The organism is Endozoicomonas sp. SESOKO2, assembly GCF_024606245.1.
Classification (GTDB): Bacteria; Pseudomonadota; Gammaproteobacteria; order Pseudomonadales; family Endozoicomonadaceae; genus Endozoicomonas_A.
This window is the reverse complement of sequence record NZ_JAHHPQ010000084.1, coordinates 1-22,984: the sequence shown is the minus strand read 5'-3', so window position 1 is coordinate 22,984 and position 22,984 is coordinate 1. Positions and strand designations below refer to the sequence as shown.

At 49.0% G+C, this 22,984-nt stretch carries 24 protein-coding genes; 18 read left to right on the top strand and 6 right to left on the bottom strand.

The features are described from left to right. From KDK17_RS02315 to queC, 11 genes are all read left to right on the top strand, one after another. The coding region (locus KDK17_RS02315; RefSeq protein ID WP_257287246.1) for a hypothetical protein at nt 1-1,039 on the top strand (1,039 nt) is incomplete at its 5' end. 55 nt (nt 1,040-1,094) lie between these two features. Further along, the gene (locus KDK17_RS02310) at nt 1,095-1,571 is read left to right on the top strand and encodes a hypothetical protein (RefSeq protein WP_257254615.1); all 477 of its coding nucleotides are present in this window, start codon (nt 1,095-1,097) and stop codon (nt 1,569-1,571) included. 63 nt (nt 1,572-1,634) lie between these two features. Next, nucleotides 1,635-2,048, top strand: a complete 414-nt coding sequence (gene ybgC / locus KDK17_RS02305; RefSeq protein WP_257276461.1) for a tol-pal system-associated acyl-CoA thioesterase — start codon at nt 1,635-1,637, stop codon at nt 2,046-2,048. A gap of 142 nt (nt 2,049-2,190) precedes the next feature. Further along, nucleotides 2,191-2,865 carry a protein TolQ gene (gene tolQ / locus KDK17_RS02300; RefSeq protein ID WP_257276462.1) on the top strand — a complete coding sequence of 225 codons (675 nt, stop codon included), beginning with the start codon at nt 2,191-2,193 and terminating at the stop codon, nt 2,863-2,865. Nucleotides 2,866-2,883: 18 nt separating this feature from the next. Beyond that, nucleotides 2,884-3,330 carry a protein TolR gene (tolR, locus tag KDK17_RS02295; protein ID WP_257276463.1) on the top strand — a complete coding sequence of 149 codons (447 nt, stop codon included), beginning with the start codon at nt 2,884-2,886 and terminating at the stop codon, nt 3,328-3,330. Between the two features lie 79 nt (nt 3,331-3,409). Beyond that, entirely contained in the window at nt 3,410-4,228 is an 819-nt protein-coding gene (locus KDK17_RS02290) for a cell envelope integrity protein TolA (protein WP_257254667.1), read from the top strand. After that, the gene (gene tolB / locus KDK17_RS02285) at nt 4,225-5,694 is read left to right on the top strand and encodes a Tol-Pal system beta propeller repeat protein TolB (RefSeq protein ID WP_257276464.1); all 1,470 of its coding nucleotides are present in this window, start codon (nt 4,225-4,227) and stop codon (nt 5,692-5,694) included. Before KDK17_RS02290 ends, tolB begins: the two co-directional genes overlap by 4 nt. A gap of 289 nt (nt 5,695-5,983) precedes the next feature. Then, nucleotides 5,984-6,544, top strand: a complete 561-nt coding sequence (locus KDK17_RS02280) for an OmpA family protein (protein WP_257276465.1) — start codon at nt 5,984-5,986, stop codon at nt 6,542-6,544. A gap of 123 nt (nt 6,545-6,667) precedes the next feature. Beyond that, nucleotides 6,668-7,471 (top strand): tol-pal system protein YbgF, encoded by an 804-nt coding sequence (gene ybgF, locus KDK17_RS02275; protein ID WP_257287245.1) that lies wholly within the window; start codon nt 6,668-6,670, stop codon nt 7,469-7,471. Between the two features lie 168 nt (nt 7,472-7,639). After that, nucleotides 7,640-8,290, top strand: a complete 651-nt coding sequence (gene queE / locus KDK17_RS02270) for a 7-carboxy-7-deazaguanine synthase QueE (RefSeq protein ID WP_257287244.1) — start codon at nt 7,640-7,642, stop codon at nt 8,288-8,290. Nucleotides 8,291-8,351: 61 nt separating this feature from the next. After that, nucleotides 8,352-9,029 carry a 7-cyano-7-deazaguanine synthase QueC gene (queC, locus tag KDK17_RS02265; RefSeq protein ID WP_257276468.1) on the top strand — a complete coding sequence of 226 codons (678 nt, stop codon included), beginning with the start codon at nt 8,352-8,354 and terminating at the stop codon, nt 9,027-9,029. Nucleotides 9,030-9,112: 83 nt separating this feature from the next. Here queC and KDK17_RS02260 read toward each other — a convergent pair whose 3' ends face one another. Next, entirely contained in the window at nt 9,113-10,492 is a 1,380-nt protein-coding gene (locus KDK17_RS02260; protein WP_257281328.1) for an esterase-like activity of phytase family protein, read from the bottom strand. A gap of 205 nt (nt 10,493-10,697) precedes the next feature. Between KDK17_RS02260 and nadA the strand changes: the two genes are divergently transcribed. Continuing rightward, nucleotides 10,698-11,744 carry a quinolinate synthase NadA gene (nadA, locus tag KDK17_RS02255; RefSeq protein WP_257276470.1) on the top strand — a complete coding sequence of 349 codons (1,047 nt, stop codon included), beginning with the start codon at nt 10,698-10,700 and terminating at the stop codon, nt 11,742-11,744. Between the two features lie 61 nt (nt 11,745-11,805). On the opposite strand, the gene KDK17_RS02250 is transcribed toward nadA, so the two are convergent. Further along, nucleotides 11,806-13,068, bottom strand: a complete 1,263-nt coding sequence (locus KDK17_RS02250) for a M48 family metalloprotease (RefSeq protein ID WP_257276471.1) — start codon at nt 13,066-13,068, stop codon at nt 11,806-11,808. 476 nt (nt 13,069-13,544) lie between these two features. Between KDK17_RS02250 and KDK17_RS02245 the strand changes: the two genes are divergently transcribed. Beyond that, nucleotides 13,545-13,775 carry a sulfurtransferase TusA family protein gene (locus KDK17_RS02245; protein WP_257276472.1) on the top strand — a complete coding sequence of 77 codons (231 nt, stop codon included), beginning with the start codon at nt 13,545-13,547 and terminating at the stop codon, nt 13,773-13,775. A gap of 80 nt (nt 13,776-13,855) precedes the next feature. Next, nucleotides 13,856-14,941, top strand: a complete 1,086-nt coding sequence (locus KDK17_RS02240) for an AI-2E family transporter (protein ID WP_257276473.1) — start codon at nt 13,856-13,858, stop codon at nt 14,939-14,941. 32 nt (nt 14,942-14,973) lie between these two features. Here the strand turns inward: KDK17_RS02240 and KDK17_RS02235 are convergent, their stop codons facing one another. From KDK17_RS02235 to KDK17_RS02225, 3 genes are all read right to left on the bottom strand, one after another. Further along, nucleotides 14,974-16,578 (bottom strand): F-box/WD40 repeat-containing protein, encoded by a 1,605-nt coding sequence (locus KDK17_RS02235; protein ID WP_257276474.1) that lies wholly within the window; start codon nt 16,576-16,578, stop codon nt 14,974-14,976. 201 nt (nt 16,579-16,779) lie between these two features. Continuing rightward, complete coding sequence (locus KDK17_RS02230; protein WP_257287243.1) at nt 16,780-16,944, bottom strand: hypothetical protein; 165 nt, start codon at nt 16,942-16,944, stop codon at nt 16,780-16,782. Between the two features lie 91 nt (nt 16,945-17,035). Further along, nucleotides 17,036-17,503, bottom strand: a complete 468-nt coding sequence (locus KDK17_RS02225; protein ID WP_257281332.1) for a peroxiredoxin — start codon at nt 17,501-17,503, stop codon at nt 17,036-17,038. 286 nt (nt 17,504-17,789) lie between these two features. Here KDK17_RS02225 and dapA point away from each other — a divergent pair, with 286 nt between their 5' ends. The 4 genes from dapA to KDK17_RS02205 all read left to right on the top strand — a co-directional run bounded on the left by dapA (nt 17,790) and on the right by KDK17_RS02205 (nt 22,501). Continuing rightward, nucleotides 17,790-18,665, top strand: a complete 876-nt coding sequence (gene dapA / locus KDK17_RS02220) for a 4-hydroxy-tetrahydrodipicolinate synthase (protein ID WP_257287242.1) — start codon at nt 17,790-17,792, stop codon at nt 18,663-18,665. Beyond that, nucleotides 18,662-19,921: an outer membrane protein assembly factor BamC gene (gene bamC / locus KDK17_RS02215; protein ID WP_257287241.1), complete on the top strand. Its 1,260-nt coding sequence runs from the start codon at nt 18,662-18,664 to the stop codon at nt 19,919-19,921. Before dapA ends, bamC begins: the two co-directional genes overlap by 4 nt. Before the next feature lie 30 nt (nt 19,922-19,951). Further along, a complete protein-coding gene (locus KDK17_RS02210; protein WP_306670697.1) occupies nt 19,952-21,166 on the top strand; it encodes a phosphoribosylaminoimidazolesuccinocarboxamide synthase in 1,215 nt (404 codons plus the stop codon). A gap of 474 nt (nt 21,167-21,640) precedes the next feature. Beyond that, nucleotides 21,641-22,501 carry a tetratricopeptide repeat protein gene (locus KDK17_RS02205; protein WP_257274509.1) on the top strand — a complete coding sequence of 287 codons (861 nt, stop codon included), beginning with the start codon at nt 21,641-21,643 and terminating at the stop codon, nt 22,499-22,501. A 53-nt stretch (nt 22,502-22,554) separates the two neighbouring features. Here KDK17_RS02205 and KDK17_RS02200 read toward each other — a convergent pair. Then, nucleotides 22,555-22,984, bottom strand: a 430-nt coding sequence (locus tag KDK17_RS02200; protein ID WP_257287240.1) for a recombination-associated protein RdgC, incomplete at its 5' end; no start/stop codon positions are given.

Genomic DNA, 22,984 nt, shown 5'->3' with positions numbered 1-22,984 from the left:
TCTGGAAAATGTCGATGAGTTGAAGGTCACAGTCGCCGGTTGCCTGAAGAAGTGGTATCAGGAATTATTTTTCAGTGAAAGGAGTAGTCAGGTATGGCGAGAAACTTATAAAAAATTCCAAAAGAGAGAAGGTGATACCTTGTTCGTGACTGATTGTCATGGTGGTTTTTCGTCATTCCTTGAAAATATAATAGCCAGCACATCTTTACAGCCCGTCTGGACAGATCATCCTGAAGGCGTCCCCGATATAGAACGAATGCTGGTACACCAACCTGCGTTTGCGCAGTTAATTTCGGGAAAGGCGAACCACCGCCCGGTGATTATAATGGGGCAACCTGCCTGGAAAGACACAGTGTTTGATGAAATGGCCAATGTCCTCTTTCAACGAAAAGTTGAGACTATCCCGAACTTAAAGCGGTCAATGGAAAAAGCAAGAAGATACAGTGAGATATTAGCTCAAATAAACAGCGAACTGAAAGCAGCGCATAGCTCCACCCTTGGTCAAAATGGATACCATTATCGCAGTCAGCACCAACGACACAATCAAGACTTTTCTTCAGCCGGGCGATATCAGGATGCAAGAGAAGAATATGAGAAAAAAGAGCTTGAAATCCGCAACAGGTACAAACCCACTCTGGAATCCCTTGAGACACCGCAGAAAGATGCATTCTCTAAGGATCATTTAAGAACCAAATGCAAGCAAGCGATTCGACAGGCCTTCAGTCATTACCTGTATGAAGTGACTCACTCAAAGAATGGTCGTTTGACGTATTGTTGGGCCGATGCTTCCATCAGGGGGAACGGAAGTGATAAAAACTATGGCGCTCATGATCCATCCTCACCAGCAGAGCTGTATGCCATGATGTCTGAAATTCGTAGCCCTTCACAGTTTCCGGGGGCTTTGAAGGAAGCGTATTTACGGCAGGCATACAAAGCGGGTAATGCTCTGTTTCTCAAATCCGATGAGCTGACAACCATTGCCAGAGAGTTTTTGGACAGTTTGAATTTGAATTCGATCTATCACTCATTGGATGCGTGATAATAGTGAGGACAATATGAGTTTTTTTGAGACGATAAAGTGAAGGGAAATGCTAATGCTTATAAGAATTCTGCGAATATTCAGTTTCTGTGTTCTGGCGCTCACCACCCTGAGTGGGTGTCAGAATATCACTACGGATGCAACCCCAGTAGGACAGGGGATTTATTCTGTACCTTTCTCTGTCACAGAGGCCAGTTGCTCGCAAGTGCTTCATGGTACCAGCCAGCTACCGATTGATCTGTATCATGCCGGAGTCTGTTATGAGCAGGGCGTCGGTACCACGCCGTCCCTGGCCCAGGCGGTTGATCGTTACTCTATGGCGGCGCGATGGGGGATTCCGGAAGCTACTCAAGCCCTGAAACGTCTTAACAAGCCGGTCCCGGATGCTGACCTGTTGCAACGCAGGATAGAGCAGGAAAAGCGCCTGAACCAGCAGAGACTGGATAAGGAAAAAAACGATGCCTATAAGACCAGAGGCGCTTATCCTCCGCCTCATTATCACCATGGTTGTGGTCGTTTATGGTGTTATTGACTTGCCACAGCATCAGGGTCTCTGGCAGTCTCTGATCTGATTTTATGTTATGTGGCCATCCCTGTGACCGATACCTTTTCCATTCCCGTTCGAGTCTATTATGAAGACACTGATGCCGGTGGTATCGTCTACCACGTTAATTATCTGAAGTTCATGGAGCGAGCCAGAACCGAATATCTGCGCAGTACCGGCTATGATCATCAGAAGTTGTTGAAGGAAAAGAAGCAGTTGGTGGTGGTCGATGCTTCCGTTCAGTTCAGGCACATTGCCCAGCTGGACGACTCTGTCATTGTGACAGTCCGGGTTGAAAGTATGGGCAGGGCCAGAATGGTTTTCCAGCAACAGTGTTTTCTTGAAGATGTCTTGCTGTGTGAAGGCCGGTTCGTCGTGGCTTGCCTGGACAGCCGGAGCAGAAAACCTACGGCGATTACAGAATCCTTACGGAATAAATTAAGTCCTGACGGCAAATCGCCGTGAGATTGATGGTATTATCCTTAACTGCCTGTTTATCGTGAAAATGCAGTCACACCGTCTGGTCAGATTCCGGAATGAATGTTGAACATCATTTCTCTAACAAGTATTAATCGAATGAAAAGCGAGGTTTTCAGTGGCAGATAGTATGTCCATATGGTCACTGGTAGGCAATGCCAGCTGGATCGTTTTGCTGGTGCTGATAATGCTGGTGATGGTATCTGTTGTTTCCTGGGTCATGATTGTCCAGCGCGGCATACTCATCCGCTCCGCTCATCAGAACATGCTGGCCTTTGAGGATCGCTTCTGGTCCGGAATGGACCTGACCCAGTTATATAAAGAGCTGGACAAAGAAGAAGACCTGGGTGGGCTCGAACAGGTCTTCCGTTCAGGCTTCAGTGAGTTCACCCGCATGCGCTCCCAGGGTACAGGAGAAGCCGATGCTGTCATGGAAGCGACCCAGAGAGCCATGAGAGTGGCGATCTCCCGGGAGCAGGAGAAGCTGGAAACGCATCTGCCCTTTCTGGCCAGTGTTGGTTCGACCTGTCCTTATGTTGGCCTGTTCGGTACTGTAGTCGGTATTATGAACTCTTTCCGTGGACTGGCCAATGTGCAGCAAGCCACTCTGGCATCGGTTGCGCCTGGTATTGCTGAAGCCCTGATGACCACGGCGGTGGGTCTGGTCGCTGCGATTCCTGCGGTAGTTGCCTATAACCGTTATGCGTCCAGAGTGGAAGCCCTGCTGGCGAATTACGAAACCTTTGCGGATGAGTTTTCCAGTATTCTTCATCGCAAGGTTTACAGTCGTCACCGTGCAGATTGAGGGAGCGAGTAAAAAATCATGGCTCGATCCAGAACCCGGCGCAAGCCAATGTCAGAAATTAACATGGTGCCTTTTATCGACATCATGATGGTCATGCTGGTGGCCTTTATGGTCAGCGCTCCGATGTTGACTCAGGGGGTAAAGGTAGAACTGCCCAAAGCAACCAGCAAACCAATGCCACTGTCTGATGATGCCAAAACCCTGATTATTTCTGTCCAATCCAATGCTGAGTATTTTATCGATCTGGGCGGTAACCATGAAAGTGCCAAAGGCATGGATGAAATCAGTGAAAAGGTAGGTAAGGTTCTCTCTGCCAGTCCCGAGACCCGGGTGTTGATTAAAGGGGATCGCAGGGTTGACTACGGCTCGGTCGTTGAGCTGATGGCCAGGTTACAGGCAGTGGGTGTTAACGATGTGGGATTGATTACAGATCCGGCGTCGCTTAATGAAGGGGCGAAGCGCTGATGACAGTAAGTGTTACCCCCTGGCTTGACTGTCAGACAGAACAAACCATGATCATGGTATTGTGGAACGCAGGACTGTAATGAAGAAGATTCCATTGATCGGTGCTTTATTCAGTCATAAGCTGTTTCAGGGTTATGGATTTGCAGGATTGGTTTCCGTACTGCTGCACGTTCTGATACTGAGTCTTCTGTTCTGGGGTTGGTCCTCTGATGATGAGTTGAGGATCGTACCGCCAAAAAGTATCAAAGCCAGCGTCGTTGAAATTGCTCAGCCAAAGCCCAGACCGCCAGCACCAACCCCCGTCGTTGACAACTCGGCTGAAAAAGCCCGGCTTGCTGAACAAAAGCGCAGGGAAGAAGCCCGCAGGCAGGCCGAAGTCAAAAGACAGAAAGAGCTGGCGCTGAAAAAAGAGCAGGCAGCCAAAGAGAAAGCAAGAAAGGAAAAAGCAGCTCGTAAAGAACGAGAGCGGCAGCAGCGTCTGGCTGAGGAAAAAAAGAAGAAAAAGCAACAGGAGGAGTTGCTCAGGCAGCTCGAGCAGGAACGAATTGCCCGTGAGCAGGCACAGGCCGCAGCCGCCGAACAGGCAGAACAAGAGGCTGGAGAAGTGGCTTACTATTCTGAACTGCTGCAAAGCCTGATTGCCCGGAACTGGAACCGTCCACCCAGTGCCCGTAATAATATGGTAGCGCTGGTTCAGCTCAGTCTGTCTCCTTATGGTGATTTGCTGGAAGTAAGGCTGCTTGAAGGCAGTGGTAATGATGCCTATGATCGTTCTGTCGTACAGGCAATACAGAGGGCTGCGCCTTTTCCTGAATTGAAAAAGATGGAGCGGCGTGTGTTCGATAATAATTTCAAACGCTTTAACTTTAGGTTCAGGCCAGAGGATCTGGTGAGATGAAGCAACTACTGCAATGTTTTTCTGCCAGATTGTCGGGCAGATTGGAAAGTGAACAGGCTGTCTTCAGGGAAGGCATTGATCGTCTTGTTTATTTATTAACCTCTACTGCGATATTTTCATGGTTCCGAAGTAGAGCTTTTTTGAGTTCATGGCTGTTCGTTGTTCTGCTGATGTCAATGCAGAGTGTGCAGGCTATTCTTACGATCGAAGTGACCCAGGGGAATGACAAGGCTGTCAGGGTGGCCGTGTCGCCCTTCAGCTGGAATGGTAAAAAAATTCTACCGGAAGACATGGCTTCTGTCGTAGAGGAAAATCTTCGTCTCAGTGGTCTTTTTGCACCCCTGCCCAGAAAAGACATGCTCAGCTTCCCATCCAGTGCGAAAGATGTCGTTTACCGTGACTGGGATATACTGGGTGCTTCTTATCTGGTCACCGGACAGGTGAAGCAGGAAGGCAACAGGTTTGAAGTAAACTATCAGCTGTTTGATATTGTTCGCCAGAAAAGCATCCTGAAAGGCAAGGTGCGAGGCGATGAGAGTCAGCTGCGCGGGTTAGCTCACCATATCAGTGATGCGGTATATGAAAAGATTACCGGTATTCCCGGCGATTTCTCTACCCGTATCATGTATGTGACGGCTGATCGTAAAAGTGCTGAGCACACGGATTACCGTCTAAACTATGCCGATGCTGATGGTCAGCGTCAGCGCGAGATACTTCGTTCAAGAGAGCCTATACTGTCACCGAGCTGGTCACCCGACGGCAGTCGTGTTGCCTATGTTTCTTTTGAGTCCGGCCGTCCGGCGATCTTTGTTCAGGAGCTGGCTACCGGTGAACGTCAGAAGATAACGGATTTTAAGGGGTTGAACAGCTCTCCGGTATTTTCTCCCGATGGCAGGCAGTTAGCATTGGTTCTGTCCAAGGGTGAAAACCCGGACGTGTATGTGATGGATCTGGCCACAAATGAACTCAGTCAGATTACGTCGCATTTCTCGATTGATACTGAGCCGGACTGGATGCCTGACGGAAAGAGTCTGATCTTTACATCTAACCGGGGAGGTAGTGCGCAGATTTATCAGGTGGGTGTTAACAGATTGTCGAACGGTACAGTGGTCGCTGAGGGTAAACCTAAACGACTGACATTTACAGGTAAATTCAATGCTCGTGCTAAAGTATTCCCTGATGGTAAATCGCTGGCACTGGTCCATAAAGGTCAGGGAGCTACCGAATTTAACATCGCCATTCTGGATCTTGATACTGGGCGATTGCGTCAGCTGACGTCTGCCCGGTTGGAAGATTCGCCCAGTGTTTCCCCAGGGGGCCGTCGTCTGATCTATGCGGTATCGGGAGGCAAAAACGGAGAGCTTGGCATTGTCACAGCCGATGGTCGGGTAAAATATCGCCTGCCATCGGCCAAGGGTGATGTCAGGGAGCCGGTGTGGGGGCCGTCAATAGCTACACAGCGCTAAAATCGGGTTGGATTGGTTCGCCGGAGTCAGTCGGGCTTGGCATTCGAGCATATAATTCAGTAGAGTGAGCCAGCTCTTCACGTGGTCTTGTGCGAATAGTCAGTTTATTCGATCAAATTCATCTGGAGAGCAGGACGCTCTTTCTGGATTTCAGGCTGAATAAGTCTTAAGTTCGGCTGAATCCCTTGGTATTCGGGCTAGTCCGAAGTCTGCAGTTCTGATACTGTACTGCATCAATCAATACATTGATTTTGATTTACCAACATTGAACGAACAATTGGAGCTTGTCATGCGTTTTGCCAATTTTGTCAAAGCCACCGCACTATCTGCCATTGCACTCTGGCTGGCTGGTTGTGCATCTACAGGTGGTCAGAGTACTTCTGATGTTGAAGCTACTCCTGAGTACGCGACTGAAGAAGTTGTGATTGAAACCTTCCCTGCTCTCGACCCTGCTGTTCAAGCTGTTATCGATAGCGGTGAAATTCAGGCCTCCCCTGAAGAGATCGAACGGTTGCTGGCGCATAAAACCTACCACTTCGGTTTTGACAGCTCCAAGCTGAAAGAAAGCGATTATAAGGCTCTGGACGTGCAGGCTATTTACCTGAACTCCTCTGAAGGCCGTGGCAAGAAAGTCATCATTCAGGGTCATACGGATGAGCGCGGAACCCGCACTTATAACCTGGCTCTGGGCGAACGTCGTGCCAATGCCGTGAAGCACTACCTGGTTTCCAAAAGTGTTTCCCCAAGCCGTATTGAAGTGATCAGCTTCGGCTTTGAGAAGCCTCTGGATCCAGCTCACAATTCTGCAGCCTGGGCTAAGAACCGTCGTGCTCACATTGTGATCAACTGATGCCCATACATAGCTAAAGAAAAATATTGATTTCATAATGCAGCCATGGCCCATTCATTGGTGCGAAGCCCTTGGGTGGGCGGCATTTCAAACTCATGGCTGCCCGACAGGGAATGAGACTGAATGCGTCTGAAACGATCTGTTTGCTCTGCTTTTGTTCTAACCAGCCTGGTGGCCTCTCAAGTTCAGGCACAGGTACCAGTGGTTGATTCCCGGCCTTCTGGAAGTAGTAGCTCTGTAGAGAACTCTCACATTCATGAATCGACTTCCATGGAACCAGCGGCGGGTGGCTCAGCTCACTTGTTGAATCTGTTGGATGAGCTTCGTCAGGAGGTTATGACCCTCAGAGGACAGTTAGAAGAGCAGGCTTACCGGATCAAGCAGTTGCAGAAAGAGAGCAGGGATCGTTACCTGGATCTCGATCAGCGCATTTCCCGTCAGGGTGACTCGTCCATTAAGGTGCCTGCTGCCACAGGAAATTCTTCAGGCTCTCCGTTGACGTTGCCGGCTTTGGTGGGTAGCGGGTCTTCAGTGACTGAGTCTGATACCCGCGAAGAGGCTGCTTATCAGGCTGCATTCTCCCTGATCAAGGACAAGCGTTTTGATGAAGCTGTAGTCGCCTTGAAAAAGCTGTTGAAAGACTCTCCCAAAGGCCAGTTTTCGGATAATGCTCAATACTGGTTAGGAGAAGTTCAGATGGCTCAGGGCAGATATAAGGAAGCCCGGGACGACTTCCAGTCCCTCATTGACAATTATCCGGATAGCCCAAAAGTATCTGACGCTACCTACAAACTGGGTCGTATTCTTGATTTACAAGGCGAAAAAGATGCTGCCAGAAAGTACCTTGAATCAGTGATCAGTCAATACCCCGGAAGTGCGGCTGCTCGTTTGTCAGATACCTATCTCAGAAATATGTCCGATACCTGAGTGATTGTGCCCACCTCTGGATGGGCGTTGAACCTGTTTCGGCGCTAACATCCTTTCCACTTTTTTCTGTACAGGGAATCTTGCACTCTGTTCGGGCGGTTAAACCAAAATTGACTTAAGTCGGATGGACTCCTAGTATTGCCCGCCTGAATGTCTGGTGAGAGTTCAATGACTGCTGATACCCTCAGAATTACTGAAATTTTCCACTCCCTGCAGGGAGAGTCCCGTACCTCGGGTTTACCTACTGTGTTCGTCCGTCTGACGGGCTGCCCACTTCGTTGTAGCTGGTGTGATACGGAGTATTCATTTCACGGTGGCACTCGTATGTCTTTGGATGAGATTGTCGGGAAGGTGGAGGGCTATGGCGCTAAATATGTCTGTGTCACAGGTGGTGAGCCTCTTGGGCAGCCAAATTGCCTGCCGTTGCTTGAACGACTTGTAGAGACAGGCTTTGAAGTATCACTGGAAACTAGCGGTGCTCTGGATGTTTCTCTGGTGGATGAGCGAGTGGTCAAGGTGCTGGACCTCAAACCACCCGCATCAGGCGAGAGTCACAGAAATCTGTACCAGAATATTGAGCATCTTACCGCTAATGACCAGGTTAAGTTTGTTATCGCCAATCGGGAAGATTATGACTGGTCGGTCAGTAAAATTTTGCAGTACAACCTGCTCAGTCGGGTGTCGGATGTGCTGTTTTCTCCAGTCAATGATCAGTTGGGGCCGGATCAACTGGCTGACTGGATCATTTCAGACAAGCTTCCGGTTCGATTTCAGTTGCAATTACACCGTGTAATCTGGGGTGACAAAACCGGGGTTTGAGTAAAACAGTCCGCATTTTCATAGCAACAGCCATTGGCGAAGTACATTAGGAATAAAGAGCATGACAAAAAAAGCAGTCATTTTGCTATCCGGTGGTCTGGATTCTTCCACAGTGCTGGCCATTGCCAGAGATCAGGGATATGAGTGCTATACCGTCAGCTTTGATTACGGTCAGCGACACAGAGCAGAGTTGGACGCCTCGGTTCGTGTTTCTGAAGCACTGGGTGCCAGAGATCATAAAACCCTGAAGCTGGACTTGCGAGATCTGGGTGGGTCTGCTCTGACGGATGATGATATTGATGTCCCTGAGGATCTGGGTGAAGGTATTCCTGTGACTTATGTTCCAGCACGCAATACCGTATTTCTCTCTCTCGCTCTGGGCTGGGCTGAAATCCTGGGTGCCCGGGATGTTTTCATTGGCGCCAATGATGTGGATTATTCAGGATATCCGGATTGTCGTCCTGAGTACCTTGAAGCGTTCGAGAAAATGGCTAACCTGGCCACCAAAGCGGGGGTTGAAGGGGATCATTTTCATATTCGTGCTCCTTTGCTGGAACTGACCAAGGCGGAGATTATAAAAGAAGGCAGCCGCCTCGGGGTCGATTACGGGATTACCGTTTCTTGTTATCAAGCTGATGAGCAAGGCCGTGCCTGTGGAGTCTGTGACAGTTGCCGCTATCGTAAAAAGGGGTTTGCCGAAGCCGGTGTTGCCGACCCAACCCCATATGCAGGGTCTTAAACGGTTTAACCCGATTATTGAATGTTTGAAAGCCTTTACAAGTTCACACTGTCAGACTCAACGAAGTGCGACAGTGTGGCGAACTATTGCATCTTGAATAGTTTTTCAGGCACTTTAAAGAAGATAATGTCAGTGTTTCTTGGTTTGGGAGAGTTGGCACCATTATCGCTGACCAGAACCAGTAGTTTAGTGCCGTCAGACCCGTCAGGGCCTAGTGTTATCCCTTCAATATTGATTCTTTTAAAGTCCGGGAAGGTTTTTTCAAAATCCCTGGTGCTTAGTAGACGCTGTTTATCTAGCATCGGTAGAGACGTTTTAGTGGCCTCTGTTAGTTTATCGCTGTCCTCTTCTGAACCACTGCCGTCGACAGCCCGGGAAGGAGGTACAGGGTTATTCAGGTCAACCAGATAAACTTCCGAGTAGGAGTAGTTTACGGTTTTTCTATTGGCTTTTTTAACGTGATTTTTTTCGATGACGAGGAGCTGATGATCATTGATGGCCTGAGCATCGCTGATGCTCTGGACAATAACGTCTGTCTGAGGGTCATAAAGGTCTACAGGAACAGAAGTGGGCTGATAATGGTACTGAATGTCCGGTTCAACAGTTGCCAGAAGATGGTTGGCCGTTTCGACCATCGAGAAACGTAATACACGGCTGGGTACAGGGCCTTTATGATAATCCCAGTCTTTTTCATCCTGCATAACGCCTTGTTCAGTGATAGCCAGGTAATCAGAAGTTCCCGGAAGGTGGATCACTGTTTCGAAGCCCCGGTTTCTCTTGACCCCTTTGTCGGAGGGGGACTGGATTTGCAAGCTGAACTCACTGTCATAGATGCCAGGCACCCAGTGTGGAGTCTTCCAGTGAAAGCGCCAGTTCACACTTGAGAACTCGCCGGGGTAATAGTACGCGCCCAGAAGAGTCCCGTCTCTACCTACTTTCAGAAGAGAGCTGTGAATATTCCATCCGGGAAATCGAATCCAGGGGAAAACCGAATTGAACAGAAAGGTTGCGCTTTGTTCCGAAGCGACCAGAAAGGCATTGTCGCCAAGAAAGTCAAAACCTTCTGTATCAATATGGCCATGGGTTGTCCAAAAAACAGAGTCATTAGGCTCAATGATAACTTCCCTGATCCGGGTGACAGACTCTTCCGGGAAAGTGCCTTTGTTTTTTACCAGACCGTTCTTGTTAATAAGAGTTTCTTCCGGTACAAGGTAGTATCGGGGTTGGCCGTTTTTATTGTAATAGTTGGGAACGGCCCCGGTATCATCTGAAAGCAAAATGAATTGATGATGAGCTTTGTCGTAACGGATGGAAGAAATTCCGAGAATGGGCTGATCTTCACTGTAATCCAGCTTTTTACTGCCAAGTAGTCTAATGCCGTTCTGACTCGCACTGACACCTTCTGAGGGAAATAAAGCATAAGCGCAAAAGAAGAAAAGAGGGCATAGTCCTTTGAATGACATGAGACTACCTTTGTTCTTTGTCAGAGCGGGTTCAGAAAGATTGATGTAATCCTAGTCTAAATTCGGCAATTTACCGGATGGGTAGCTGGTCAGTTTTAAGGGTGTTACCCTTCCCTTTTTTCCCGGCTGCCTGAATCTTTCATTTATGTTAAAATCCTTGCGATTTGCCTAATTATGTCTTGTAGAGACTTTCAGACCGATTTTTATGAGTGTACTTAGTGATAGAGCATTTGTTCAGGAGCATATCAGTGGCGCACCCTTTCAGGGCCTGGATGAAGCAAAAGAGCGAGCACTGAAGCAGCAGGTGCGAGAGCTTCTGGAACAGGAAAATGCTGTTCTTGTTGCCCATTATTACACTGATCCTGTCGTTCAGGCTCTGGCTGAAGAAACCGGTGGTTTTGTAGCGGACTCCCTTGAAATGGCTCGCTTTGGCCGTGATCATTCTGCGGATACCCTCGTCGTTGCCGGCGTTCGGTTTATGGGTGAGACCTCAAAAATTCTCAGTCCTCACAAGCGTGTTTTGATGCCAACACTGGAAGCGGAGTGTTCACTGGATATTGGTTGTCCGGTCGATGAGTTTTCGGCTTTTTGTGATCAGCATCCCGATCGTGAAGTGGTTGTCTATGCTAATACATCCGCGGCGGTAAAAGCCCGGGCAGACTGGGTGGTGACTTCCAGTTGTGCTGTAGACATCGTTGAGCATCTGATGGATCAGGACAAAAAAATCATCTGGGGTCCGGATAAATATCTGGGCAGTTACATCCGAAAAAACACCGGGGCAGACATGCTGCTCTGGAATAGTAGCTGTATCGTTCATGAAGAGTTCAAGGCCAAGGGTATTGAAGACCTCAAACAGGTTTACCCGGACGCAGCGGTACTTGTGCATCCGGAATCACCCGACTCGGTTGTTCAGATGGCCGATGTCGTAGGTTCTACCAGTCAACTGCTGAAAGCATCTCAGGAAATGCAAAATGCCACATTTATTGTTGCGACAGATCGAGGTATTTTCTACAAAATGCAGCAGGCGTCCCCGGACAAATCCTTTGTAGAAGCTCCGACTGCTGGTAGCGGCGCTACCTGCAAGAGTTGTGCTCATTGCCCCTGGATGGCCATGAACTCTCTGGAAGCACTGGTTCAGTGTCTTGAAAAACCAGGCCAGTTGAATCTGGTAAAAGTGGATGGTGAGCTCAGAGAGAAGTCGCTGATTCCACTGAATCGTATGCTCGACTTCACGGCATCGCTGTCAGCCTGATCCTCTCAATATCAAGCTGGAAGAATGAGTCGAGGCCGCCCATAGCGGCGGCCTCGTCTGGTCAGCTTTTTTCAAGCTTCTTACGATATTCGAAAATGTCGTTTAACTTTTTATCGATCTTGGCCCTCAGGGCGTAATTATCACCCACCATTTTGCGGGCAAACTGAAGGTGCTTGATAGCGTCGTCCAGGTTGCCTGTCAAGAAGAAGAACTCTGCCCGGGCCTGATGTAAGCCCAGAATGTCATCCGACAGCCCCTGTGCTTCCGCCAGTTCATACCAGATATCCGGGTCGTTGGGTCGGCTGCGACTCAGCCTCAGAAGAAGATCTCTGGCTTCGTTGAATTTTTTGGCTTGAATCAGAATCTCTGCCTTGGTCGCCATTAGCGGATAGTTATCCAGATGAATGGAAAGCGCTGCATCCAGTCGTTTAATCGCCTCATCGGATTTTCCGGTAGCTGATTCCAGCCGGGCCTGAGCCATAATCAAATGCAGGTTGCGGGGGTGTTTCTTCAACAGAATGGTCAGCTCTTTCTCTGCTGTCTTGTAATCCCGTTCTTCCACGCTGGCCAGAGCCAGACCGTAGCGGGTTATGTCTTCCGAGCTGGTATGGCCGGTCTCCAGTTCCTTATATAATTGTCGTGTATAGCGGGCCGGGTCTTCGGTGCTGAGAACCAGCAGTCTCATACGGGTTAGCTGATAATCAAGGCTGCCTTTAGAGCCCTCGGAAGGCAATTGTGCAGCCCTGGCTCTTGAGTCTGAAATTCGGTTGTCGGTGACGGGGTGTGTCAGCAAAAACTCAGGGGGTCGGCTCTGGTAACGTCTGGACTTGTTCATGTTCTCGAATATTTCAGGCATGGCCTGAGGGTCAAAGCCCGCCTTGGCAAGCGTCTGAATACCAATATTATCCGCCTCGCGTTCAAACTGCCTGCTGAAGCGCAGGCGACTGCTCTGGACACCGGCCACTGTTGTTGATAGTGCTGCGGCACCCACCTCGCTGCCTACTGTTGCCATCAAGACAACCGATGCAAGAATGGCGGCAGCGGTCGGCAGGCTCTTGTTCTTGGCATCTTCTACGTTACGGGCATAATGACGTTGGCTCAGGTGGGCCAGTTCGTGAGCGAGTACGGCGGCAAACTGAGCTTCTGTGTCAGCGTTGAAGAACAGACCGGAGTTGACTCCAATGATTCCGCCTGGTGCTGCAAAGGCGTTTAGTACAGCACTGTCTATGACTATGGTATTTAATCGGTGATCCTTAATCTCACTGAATTCAGCCAGGCGGTAGATGAGTCTTTCGAGGTACTCCTTGACCTCGGGGTCACTCACGGTAGGAGTCCGGCTTCGTAAATATTTCAGGTAAGTCTGCCCCAACTCATATTCCTGTTGTGGTGAGACTACTCCGGAGGTGCTGTCCCCCAGGCTGGGCAGTTCAATTGGGGCCGCGCATACAACTGCGGAAGAAGTTCCGAGCCAGGTGCTTAGCAGGGCTGCCACGAGGAAACCCGGTTGCTTCATAGAATATCCATACTCATGTAATCTGCGGTACACTGTATCGTCATAGAGGTGCTGGCTCAAACAGCTATGAAAAAAAACATTGCATTTTACGGCCTCCTTACCTTTCGGGTCTGGCCGATAGTGCGTGTGTCACGACTGGTATCTCTGGGTGATCGAAAAAAACAGTCTCCACATCATTTTACACGTCACTGATATTTGAACCATAACCTTTTATTGTGAGACGGGTGGGGTGACTGGTTTCTTGTACAGCTGACTTCCAGCTTTCCTTAAGGAGAATAAGTTTCATCATGATAGAAGTGAATGTTGAACTGGATCTGAAGGGGATGAGTTGTCCGCTTCCCCTGCTCAGAGCCAAGCAGGCACTCAGTAAAATGGATCAGGGCGAGGTGTTGCGGGTTCAGGCCACAGACCCGGGTTCGGTTCGGGATTTTGCCAGTTTTGCCCGCATCAGTGGGCATAGACTGCTGTCCAGTGATGAGGCTTCCGGGGTATTTATCTTTACCCTTGAGCATAAATAAGATTGGATCTTCAATATCCGAAGTCTGACTGGCAATAGACAACCTTGTCAGGCTCCTGAGTAAGTCAAAAGGAAGAAAATATGCTGGATATCATCAGGGATTGGCTGAACCGTTACCTGTCGGATCATGAAGCCCTGGTGCTGCTGTTGATGCTGGTGACCGGGTTTATGGTCATCATCTTTATGGGGAATATGTTGGCTCCGGTCCTGGCGGCACTGGTATTGGCGTTTTTGATGCAGGGCGTGGTGAACTTATTCGAAAAATGGGGAATCCCCCATCTTTTGGCCGTCAGTCTGATTTTTGCTCTCTTCATGGCGGTTCTGCTTATTTCAATATTTCTGTTAATTCCACTGATCTGGCAGCAGGTTACCGGCCTGCTGAATGAATTGCCGAATATGGTGAAGCAGTGGCAGTTGATTCTGAAAGAGTTGCCAGAACTCTATCCGGCCTTTATTTCGGAATCTCAGACAGCGGCTGTTAGCAATGCCATCAACATGCATCTGGCCAAGTTCGGCCCCTGGGCTTTGTCATTCTCTATCTCCAGGTTGCCTGGTGCGTTGGGTATCCTGGTTTATCTGATTCTGGTGCCCATTCTGGTGTTCTTTTTTCTTAAGGATAAAACTGAGCTGCTGGGCTGGATTGGTGATCGCTTACCCATGCGACGTCGTCTAATTCTCCAGGTGGCGGAAGAAATGAATGGCCAGATTGCCAACTATATACGTGGTAAGGTCATTGAGATTTTGATTGTTGGTGGAGTTAGCTTTGTGGCCTTTGCCTGGTTGGGGCTAAACTACGCTGTTCTGCTATCTGTGCTGGTGGGCTTTTCAGTTGTGGTTCCCTATATTGGTGCCACGGTGGTCACTATTCCTATTGCCCTGATCGGTCTGTTTCAGTGGGGTGTGGGGCAGGAGTTCATGATACTGATGATTGTGTACGGCATCATTCAGGCTCTGGATGGCAATGTTCTGGTTCCCCTGTTGTTTTCTGAAGCGGTTAATCTGCACCCGGTTGCTATTATTGTCGCGGTTCTGGTGTTTGGAGGCGTTTGGGGCTTCTGGGGGATATTCTTTGCAATTCCATTGGCAACCTTGCTGAAAGCTGTGATGAATGCCTGGCCCAGTGTACATGATGTGGAAAAGGTGGGGCAGGAGGCTGTCCGGGAATAGACTGCCCTGCGCAACAAACAGCTCCTTCTAATTTATGAAATATTCGGGTTGGAGTCTGTTTCAGGATGGAAGTGATTGCTCTGTAGTTCAGTGATTTGCACTGATCCATCCCAACTGGCGGTTACCACATAGCGATTATCGGCGCTAAAGGTGGCTGTATTAACCCAGTCATCATGGTTAATGCTGGCTTTTTCTGACCATGTCCCATCGGTTGCCTGACCAATGACTTTTGCTGTACAGTCCTCGCTAGCCGTCACTATATGGTGGCCATCAGGGCCGAAGGTGGCTGAGAACACGCTGTAATAATGTTTAAAGATGGCATTTTCTTTCCATGATTCATGAGCGTTCAGGTAAAAGATTTTTACCTTGCCATCATCACAGGCAGTCACCATGTGGCGGCTATCGGGGCTGAAGGTAGCAGAGTTGACAGAATCCTCGTGGTCAAGGTTGGCTATTTCGACCCACAATCCATTGCTATCCCTGCCAAAAATTTTCGCCGTTCGGTCTTCGCTGGCAGTCACTACATAGTGACCATTGGGGCTGAAGCTGACTGAGTTGATAGTCGCTCTATGGGGAATGATACCCTCTAATTCCCATGATCCATCGGGTTTCTGGTTATAGATCGTCGCTGTGTGTTTCCCCCAGGTGATTACCAAATGGTTGCCATCGGTGCTGAAGGTGGCAGATATCTCGTCGCAGTTGTCGGTCCTGAGTTGGTCTGAGTCGATATATTCATGGGAAAGGGTGGCCGTTACTGCCCAGGATCCATCGTCCATCCGGCTGTGGATTTTCGCAGTGTCATCCCGGCAGACGGTTATCACATGGCAGCCATCGCTGCTGAAGGTGGCTGATTGGACAATGCCGTCATGGGGCAGGGAGACTGTTAATGCCCATGATTTATCGGACCCCAGGCTATATATTTTCACAGTGAGATCACAACTGATCGATAGCAAATGCTGACCATCAGGGCTGAATGTGGGTGGTTTGACTCTGGAGTGATTGCGAATGCTGGTTTTTATTACCCATGATCCTCCAATAGCTTCCTGGCCGTAAATAATTGCCTTATGGTTTTCATTGGTGGTCACCAGATGGCGTCCATCGACGCTCAGGGCGGCTGAGTTGATAAAATTATTTTCGTGAATAGTGGCTTCTGTATTCAGATTAAATGTTTCACATTGAGACATTAACCGGGCTCTGACGAAATATAACAGAGCAGGCGAGTGAACGCTCTCCAGTCGAATATTTGCCATTGACTCGACTAACGCCTTATCCTCCGTAAAGGGGTTTAACCAATCACGAATTTGATTCCTGTCTTTTGCAGTGATGGACATCCTGAGTTGATATTGGTGTGCTGAAGAAAACTGGCGATACCACGCTTTTGCCAGAGCGTTGTCCTCTCTGACAGCGGCTTGGAGGCGCTTGCATGTCAGCCCTATATTGTAAATATCTCTAAGTTGCAAAAAGCGAAAAATCATGGAAGATGGGGATAAAGACAGTAGTGATGGTCTTTCCATTTTTTCCTCGCCAATAACAGTGATGCTCCTGCCCGCGCTGTCAGTCGTTGGTGTTGGCAATTGAGCTTGCGTTGGTGTTGAGGCCGGACCTTCAACGATGGGAATATTATCTATTCTGTGCATGTCTGACTCCTTAAAAATTTGGAATTTATCTTCGATCAACAGAGTCGTTAATAAATTATGTGCGCAGGTTAGAGACTGCTCGGGAGTGATAAGTTCATAACATTTTGTTAAGTACAACTAACCATTTTTATGCAGTACCCGCAGAATGGCGTCGGACAATGACAGCAAGTAATGAATGAGTACTCTGTAGTTCAGTTATTTTCACCTTGTAGCGCTGACCGCATGGCTGCCACCGGCACTCACCCAAGCTTGTTCGAGCACACCGTCCAGCAGTCCGAAAGCCAGAGCAGGTTTGCGAATAGGAAAATGGACTTGTGCAGATTGCGGAGCTGAACGCCTGCAATTTTTAAACTCAGCAAAGAACATTCTTGCGGCTGGGCATAGCCGTCTCGCTGAAGGAATTCCACTGCTTCAGAGGTTTTACGACGTCCTCTATAGCAGTGGGAGGATGTCAAGATTAACCCAGTGCCTGGGCAGCCTGCAGAACGTCTTCTACATGATTTTTGATCCGGACCTTACGCCATTCGTGTTGCAGAATGCCTTCACGGTCAATAAGAAAAGTGCTGCGCTCGATCCCCATATATTCTTTGCCGTACATATTCTTTAACTTGATGACATCAAACAGCTTGCAGAGTTCTTCATCGGGATCGGAGATCAGTTCGAACGGAAATTCATGTTTAGCCTTGAAGTTTTCGTGGGATTTCAGACTGTCACGGGAGACGCCGAAAATCAGTGTGCCAGCTTCCTGGAATTCTGAGTACAGATCGCGGAAAGTCTGGCCTTCACTGATGCAGCCTGGGGTATTGTCTTTAGGGTAGAAATAAATGACGACCTTCCTGCCTTTCAGTTCGGACAGGGTGACGGTGGTATTATTGGTCGCCTCAGCAGTGAATTCCGTAACGGGTTGGCCTAGGGTAAAGCTCATTGTTCTTCCTTCGATTCTCTTGTCTTGGATAGTAAGTCTTAAATAGTAAACAGTTGTCTCTGCTTCAGCTGGCTTTAACAAATGTCAGGCTTTCATATTCGGTCACAAAATGAGCTTGATCAACAGATTGTCTCGAGATCTGGCAAGCCTGTAGCATAATGCTAATTACTGAAATGGTCTATAAAGCTGGACTGAGTTGAGCGGAATGTCAACGCCGCCCTTGTTAATGGCTGTGTGCGTCAGTAACATTACGAACAGCTTATGACTGATCTCTTGGAGTGGATAGATGATTACCGGTAGCCTTGTAGCGCTCGTCACCCCGATGCAGGACGATGGAGAGCCGGATTGGGAGCGTCTTCAGAAACTGGTTGAATTCCATGTGGAGGAAGGTACTGATGGCATCGTGGCCGTCGGTACTACCGGAGAATCTGCTACTTTGACCGTGCAGGAACACTGTGAAGTGATTAAACGGATTGTCAGGCAGGTTGATGGCCGGATTCCGGTGATTGCCGGTACCGGTGGGAATTCTACCCAGGAAGCCGTTCTGCTGACAGCAGAAGCGAAGATTCTGGGAGCTGATGCTTGCCTGCTGGTGACTCCTTATTACAACAAGCCAACCCAGGAAGGTTTGTACCTGCATTTCAAAACTATTGCTGATGCTGTGGCCATTCCCCAAATTCTTTATAATGTACCCGGTAGAACTGCTGTGGATATGTTACCTGAGACTGTGGCTCGTCTGTCCGGTCATGAGAATATTGTCGGCATAAAAGAAGCGACAGGCATTCTGGAACGTGGTATCGAGATTCGTCAACTGTGTGGTGATGACTTTGCTATATACTCCGGCGATGACGCTACCGGTATGGAAATGATGTTGCAGGGTGCTAACGGCGTCATTTCTGTCACCAACAACCTGGCTCCCCGTAAAATGCACGAGATGTGTGTAGCGGCTCTGGATGGAGATCGGGCTACAGCAGAAGCAATTAACGCTAAACTGGATGAACTGCATCAGAAGCTGTTTGTTGAGGCGAACCCAATTCCTGTGAAATGGGCGCTGTCGAAGATGGGTCTGATTGGAGAGGGTATTCGCCTGCCTCTGACACCCTTATCAGAAAGTTATCACTCGGATTTGCGAGAAGCCCTGAAGCAGGCTGAGCTGATTTGATTATTAGAGGTTCAGGTGGGTTCAGCCTGACCTCAGTCTACGGTTATGACTCAGCCCGGGAAAATGAAAGATGTCATCCGGGGGATTGTTATGGAGCTTTTCAGAATGGAGATCGTATGTCGCGAGCGATGAAAACCTTGCCGGTTATGGCCTGTGCTCTGGCGCTGACAGGTTGTGCCAATCCATTCGGCAAGGAGGGCTATTTCCGGGATAAATCCGGTGATTATACCCAGGCGAGGGTGACCAGGCCGTTGGAAATTCCGGAGCAGATGAACACTGAGCCTATGGTGGAATCCTTGTCTATTCCGCCCATTTCTGCGGACCACTCTCATCTGGAGTCCGAGTTTGATGTGCCAAGGCCTGACCAGCGCCTGACTCAGGAGGAGGGAAGAGTCTATACCATCGAAAGGGCAGGTGATGAAGAATGGTTGCTGGTGGGTCATTCCCCTGATGAAGTCTGGCCAAAGCTGCTGGCCTTCCTGGAAGAGAATAATATTCCGGTCAGATCCCGAAATGTAAAACAGGGGGTTCTTGAAACTGAGTGGACTGACCTGGGTAAAGATCCCGAAAAAGGTTATGTCGCCAGTGCATTCAGTAAACTGATGGGGGCTGAGGTGACTGGCCCTGTTGAAGACCGATTTCAGTTTGAAGTGCGTCAGGGTGTGAAACCGAATTCTACTGAGGTGCGCCTGAGGATCAAGTCTCGTGCCATTTTGGAGGAAAGTCAGTCGACCACCGAACCCAAGTGGAACAACCTTTCGGAGCGCAGTCAGAAGATGCGTGACAGTATCCTGAACGAACTGCTGTTGTTTATGGTGCGGGATGACAGTGATAAATCCGTCTCCTACTTGGCTCAGGATCTGAACCTGGGTGACCTGGCTGTTATTGAACAGGACGGTGCCGGTAACCCGCTACTGAGAATGGATCAACTCTCTTATGCCCGTAGCTGGTCTGCAGTTGATGCGGCCCTGCAACAGACAGGGGTGGATGTGACTGACAAGAACCGTTCGGCAGGTATCTTCTATCTGCAGGTAGACCCTAAAGGAGTGGTCAGGAAAGAGAAAGAGTCCGGTGGCTGGTTCAGTGGCTGGTTTGGCGGTGGTGAAAAGAAAGAGACACCAAAAGAGGTTTTGTTAATGAGGGTCTCAGAGTTGAATGGGGTCGTCCGGGTATCGGTAGAAAAGGATGCCAATACTTCAGCGCCTGCCGACATCAGTCGTAAGTTGCTGAATCTTGTGAAGGAAAACCTCAAGTAGTGTAGAATCCCAGTGTTAAGGCCAGTCTCCATGACTGGTTTTTTTTTGTTTTTGTTTGCCAGGCAACGCAAACAGTTCCATGGGGCGGCTTTAAGTTTCGCTCCTGTTGATTGTTCATTAGTAGAAGGCAGGATATTGGCAATGAGCCTTGCTGGTAAAGTACTGGCCGTAAATAACGACCTTCCTATTCGAACAGAGCTTCCCGTGCACTCAGGCAAGGTCCGCTCTGTTTACTGGTTGACAGAGGCGGACAGCCGTCGCCTGATCAGGGAAAAGGGCTATGATGTAGCTGACGATACCCCTTTGGCCATCATGGTGATTTCTGACCGAATGAGTGCCTTTGACTGTATCTGGAGGGGCGAAGGCAACATGAGGGGGGTTCCCGGTAAAGGGGCTGCCCTGAATGCGATCTCCAATCATTGGTTCAAACTTTTCAGGGAGTCCGGTCTGGCTGACAGCCATATACTGGATATTCCCCATCCCTTTGTCTGGATTGTTCAAAAAGCCCGGCCAGTGATGATTGAAGCGATCTGTCGTCAATACATTACAGGGTCGATGTGGCGAGCTTACAGCAAGGGTGAGCGTGATTTCTGTGGTATCCAGCTTCCGGATGGTCTTGAGAAGGACCAGAAATTACCGGAATTACTGGTGACACCTTCCACTAAAGGTATTTTGAAAGGAATCCCCGGTGTGCCAGAGGTGGATGATGTTAACATCACCCGGGCTGACCTTTTGACGAATTACGACGCTTTCGGCTTTCAGAAGCCTGAAGATATTGATCGTTATGAAAGGCTCCTGAGAGAAGGCTTCGGTGTCATTTCACAAGCTCTGGGTCAGTTGGGCCAGGTGTTTGTGGATACCAAGTTTGAGTTTGGTTATGTCACCGGTGTTGACGGTCAGGACAAGCTCATTTACATGGATGAAGTGGGGACACCGGATTCTTCCAGAATTTGGGACGGAGCTTTCTACAGGACCGGTAAGGTGGTGGAAAACTCCAAGGAAGGTTTCCGTCAGCAGTTGCTGAGTTATTTTCCTGATCCGGACATCCTGCTCAACAAGGACAGGATGGACGAGAGACGGGCTCTGGCCGAAGAGAATGAGCTGCCCCCATCCATCATGATGGCCGTTTCCAAAACCTACCTGGACATTGCTGAGCGCATAACAGGCGAGCCTCTTCAGCTCTCGGACAACCCCAAAGCTGAAGTCGTCACCATTCTCAAGGATGAATATGGTTTGATTGATTAATGACTTTGGTCCGGAGTTCTTCGGTTCTCTGGGTCGGTTTGACGAGGGGGTGGTCTTTTAATAGCGATTGGTTATTAATAAAAATCTGCAGTATGACGGGAATCGGCTTACTTTTTTCAATTTATAGTCCGCGTAAGGTTTACGTCATCTGTTTTTTATGCACAAATGTCAAGCCCTTGACGTCAAAAAAATGCATCTGGTCTAAGTAATTGATTTTATAAGGATGAGTTGTAACCTATTGAAAAATAAAGAAAAATAATTGATCAAAAAATGATCGATTTGTATGAGGGGCAGTAAGAATAGGTCTTTCTGAATGATTTCACGGGTTCTTCCACAAACTTATCCACAGATTTTGTGGGTAAGATTTCAGTAATGCTTCATCTGGAAGTCATGTAATCTGCCACCAAAGCCCTTTATTACAACTTTTTATTAAAGAATGCTGGGCTCCTGACGAGTCGGCTAGAGAATCTGAGCATGAATGAATTGCCAAATATTGTAGATCTGACTGAAGAAAATGTCCGAGAAGTATTAATTGAGCAGTCGGCCCAGCGACCGGTGCTACTGGATATCTGGGCTGAGTGGTGTGAGCCCTGCAAGAGTCAGCTACCGATTCTGGACAGCCTGGTAGAGAACTATCAGGGTAAGTTTCTGTTGGCCAAGCTGGATGCTGAGCAACCTCTGGGCCAGCAGTTAATGGCTCAGCTGGGGGTGCGTAGTGTACCGACTCTGGTCTTCTTTCATCAGGGACAGCCTGTGCAGGTGTTGTCCGGCTTGCAGACTGAAGCTGCCCTGAAAGAAGTGCTGGACCCGTTAACCATGAGCCCTGTGGAGCGGATCAGGTTACAGGTTGAGCAGTTGATTGAGGAGGGGCAGCATGAGCAGGCGCTGACGCTGTTACAACAGATTCTTCAGGAAGAGCCTGAAAATCACGGGCTTCAGGTGCTTCAGGTTAACCTGCTGCTGGCAGTAGGTCGCATTGACGATGCCAAAACACTGATGGCTGCATTGCCTGACGATACTGCCGGTATTGCCCAGCCCAGGGCAAAGCTGGCTTTTTATGAAATGATGGTAGAAGCACCGCAAAGGGTAGAGTTGGAAGCTTGTCTTCACGATAATGAAAACGATCATGAGGCACGTTATCAACTTGCTATCAGTCAGGTGGTTGCCGATGAAAATGAGCAGGCTCTGGAAAACCTTCTGTTGATCGTGAGGAGAGACCGTGCCTTCCGCGATGACGGCGCCAGACTTTTAATGCTGAAGGTTTTTGATCAGCTGGGTGCTGGAAGCTCACTGGCCAAGCGTTATCGAGGCAAGCTGTTTGGCTTGATGCATTGATGCATTGATGGATTAGTGAGTCGGGCTTCCTGTGAATGGAAGCCCGATGGCGATTAAGGTTCAGCAGTTGCTTCCGTGAGTCCGCCCAGAGTCTCGACCAGATCATTGATCAGCTTTCTCAGGGAGAGGCTCATGACTGCGAAATCGGCATCAAATTGTTCGGCTGCGGTTTCCGCTTCCACTTCGTCCAGTTGATCCTGGATCACTTCACTAAATTTTAGTTTTCGAACAGTCAGGTCATCGCTGAGCACAAAAGTCTGTGCTTCGTCCCATTGCAGGGATAATTTGCTTACCTGCATGCCACCTTCCAGGTGTGCCTGGATTTCTTCTGTGATCAACGTCTGTCTGCGAACATTAATCTGTCCACCCTCGTCACCAGGCTCTCGCAGGTCGCATTCGTCACCCAGAATAAAAGGCGCTGGCACTGCAGGGTTTTCGGACAGCCATTGTGTCATGGAGGCTGAGGGCGGGTTCTTTAGGGAG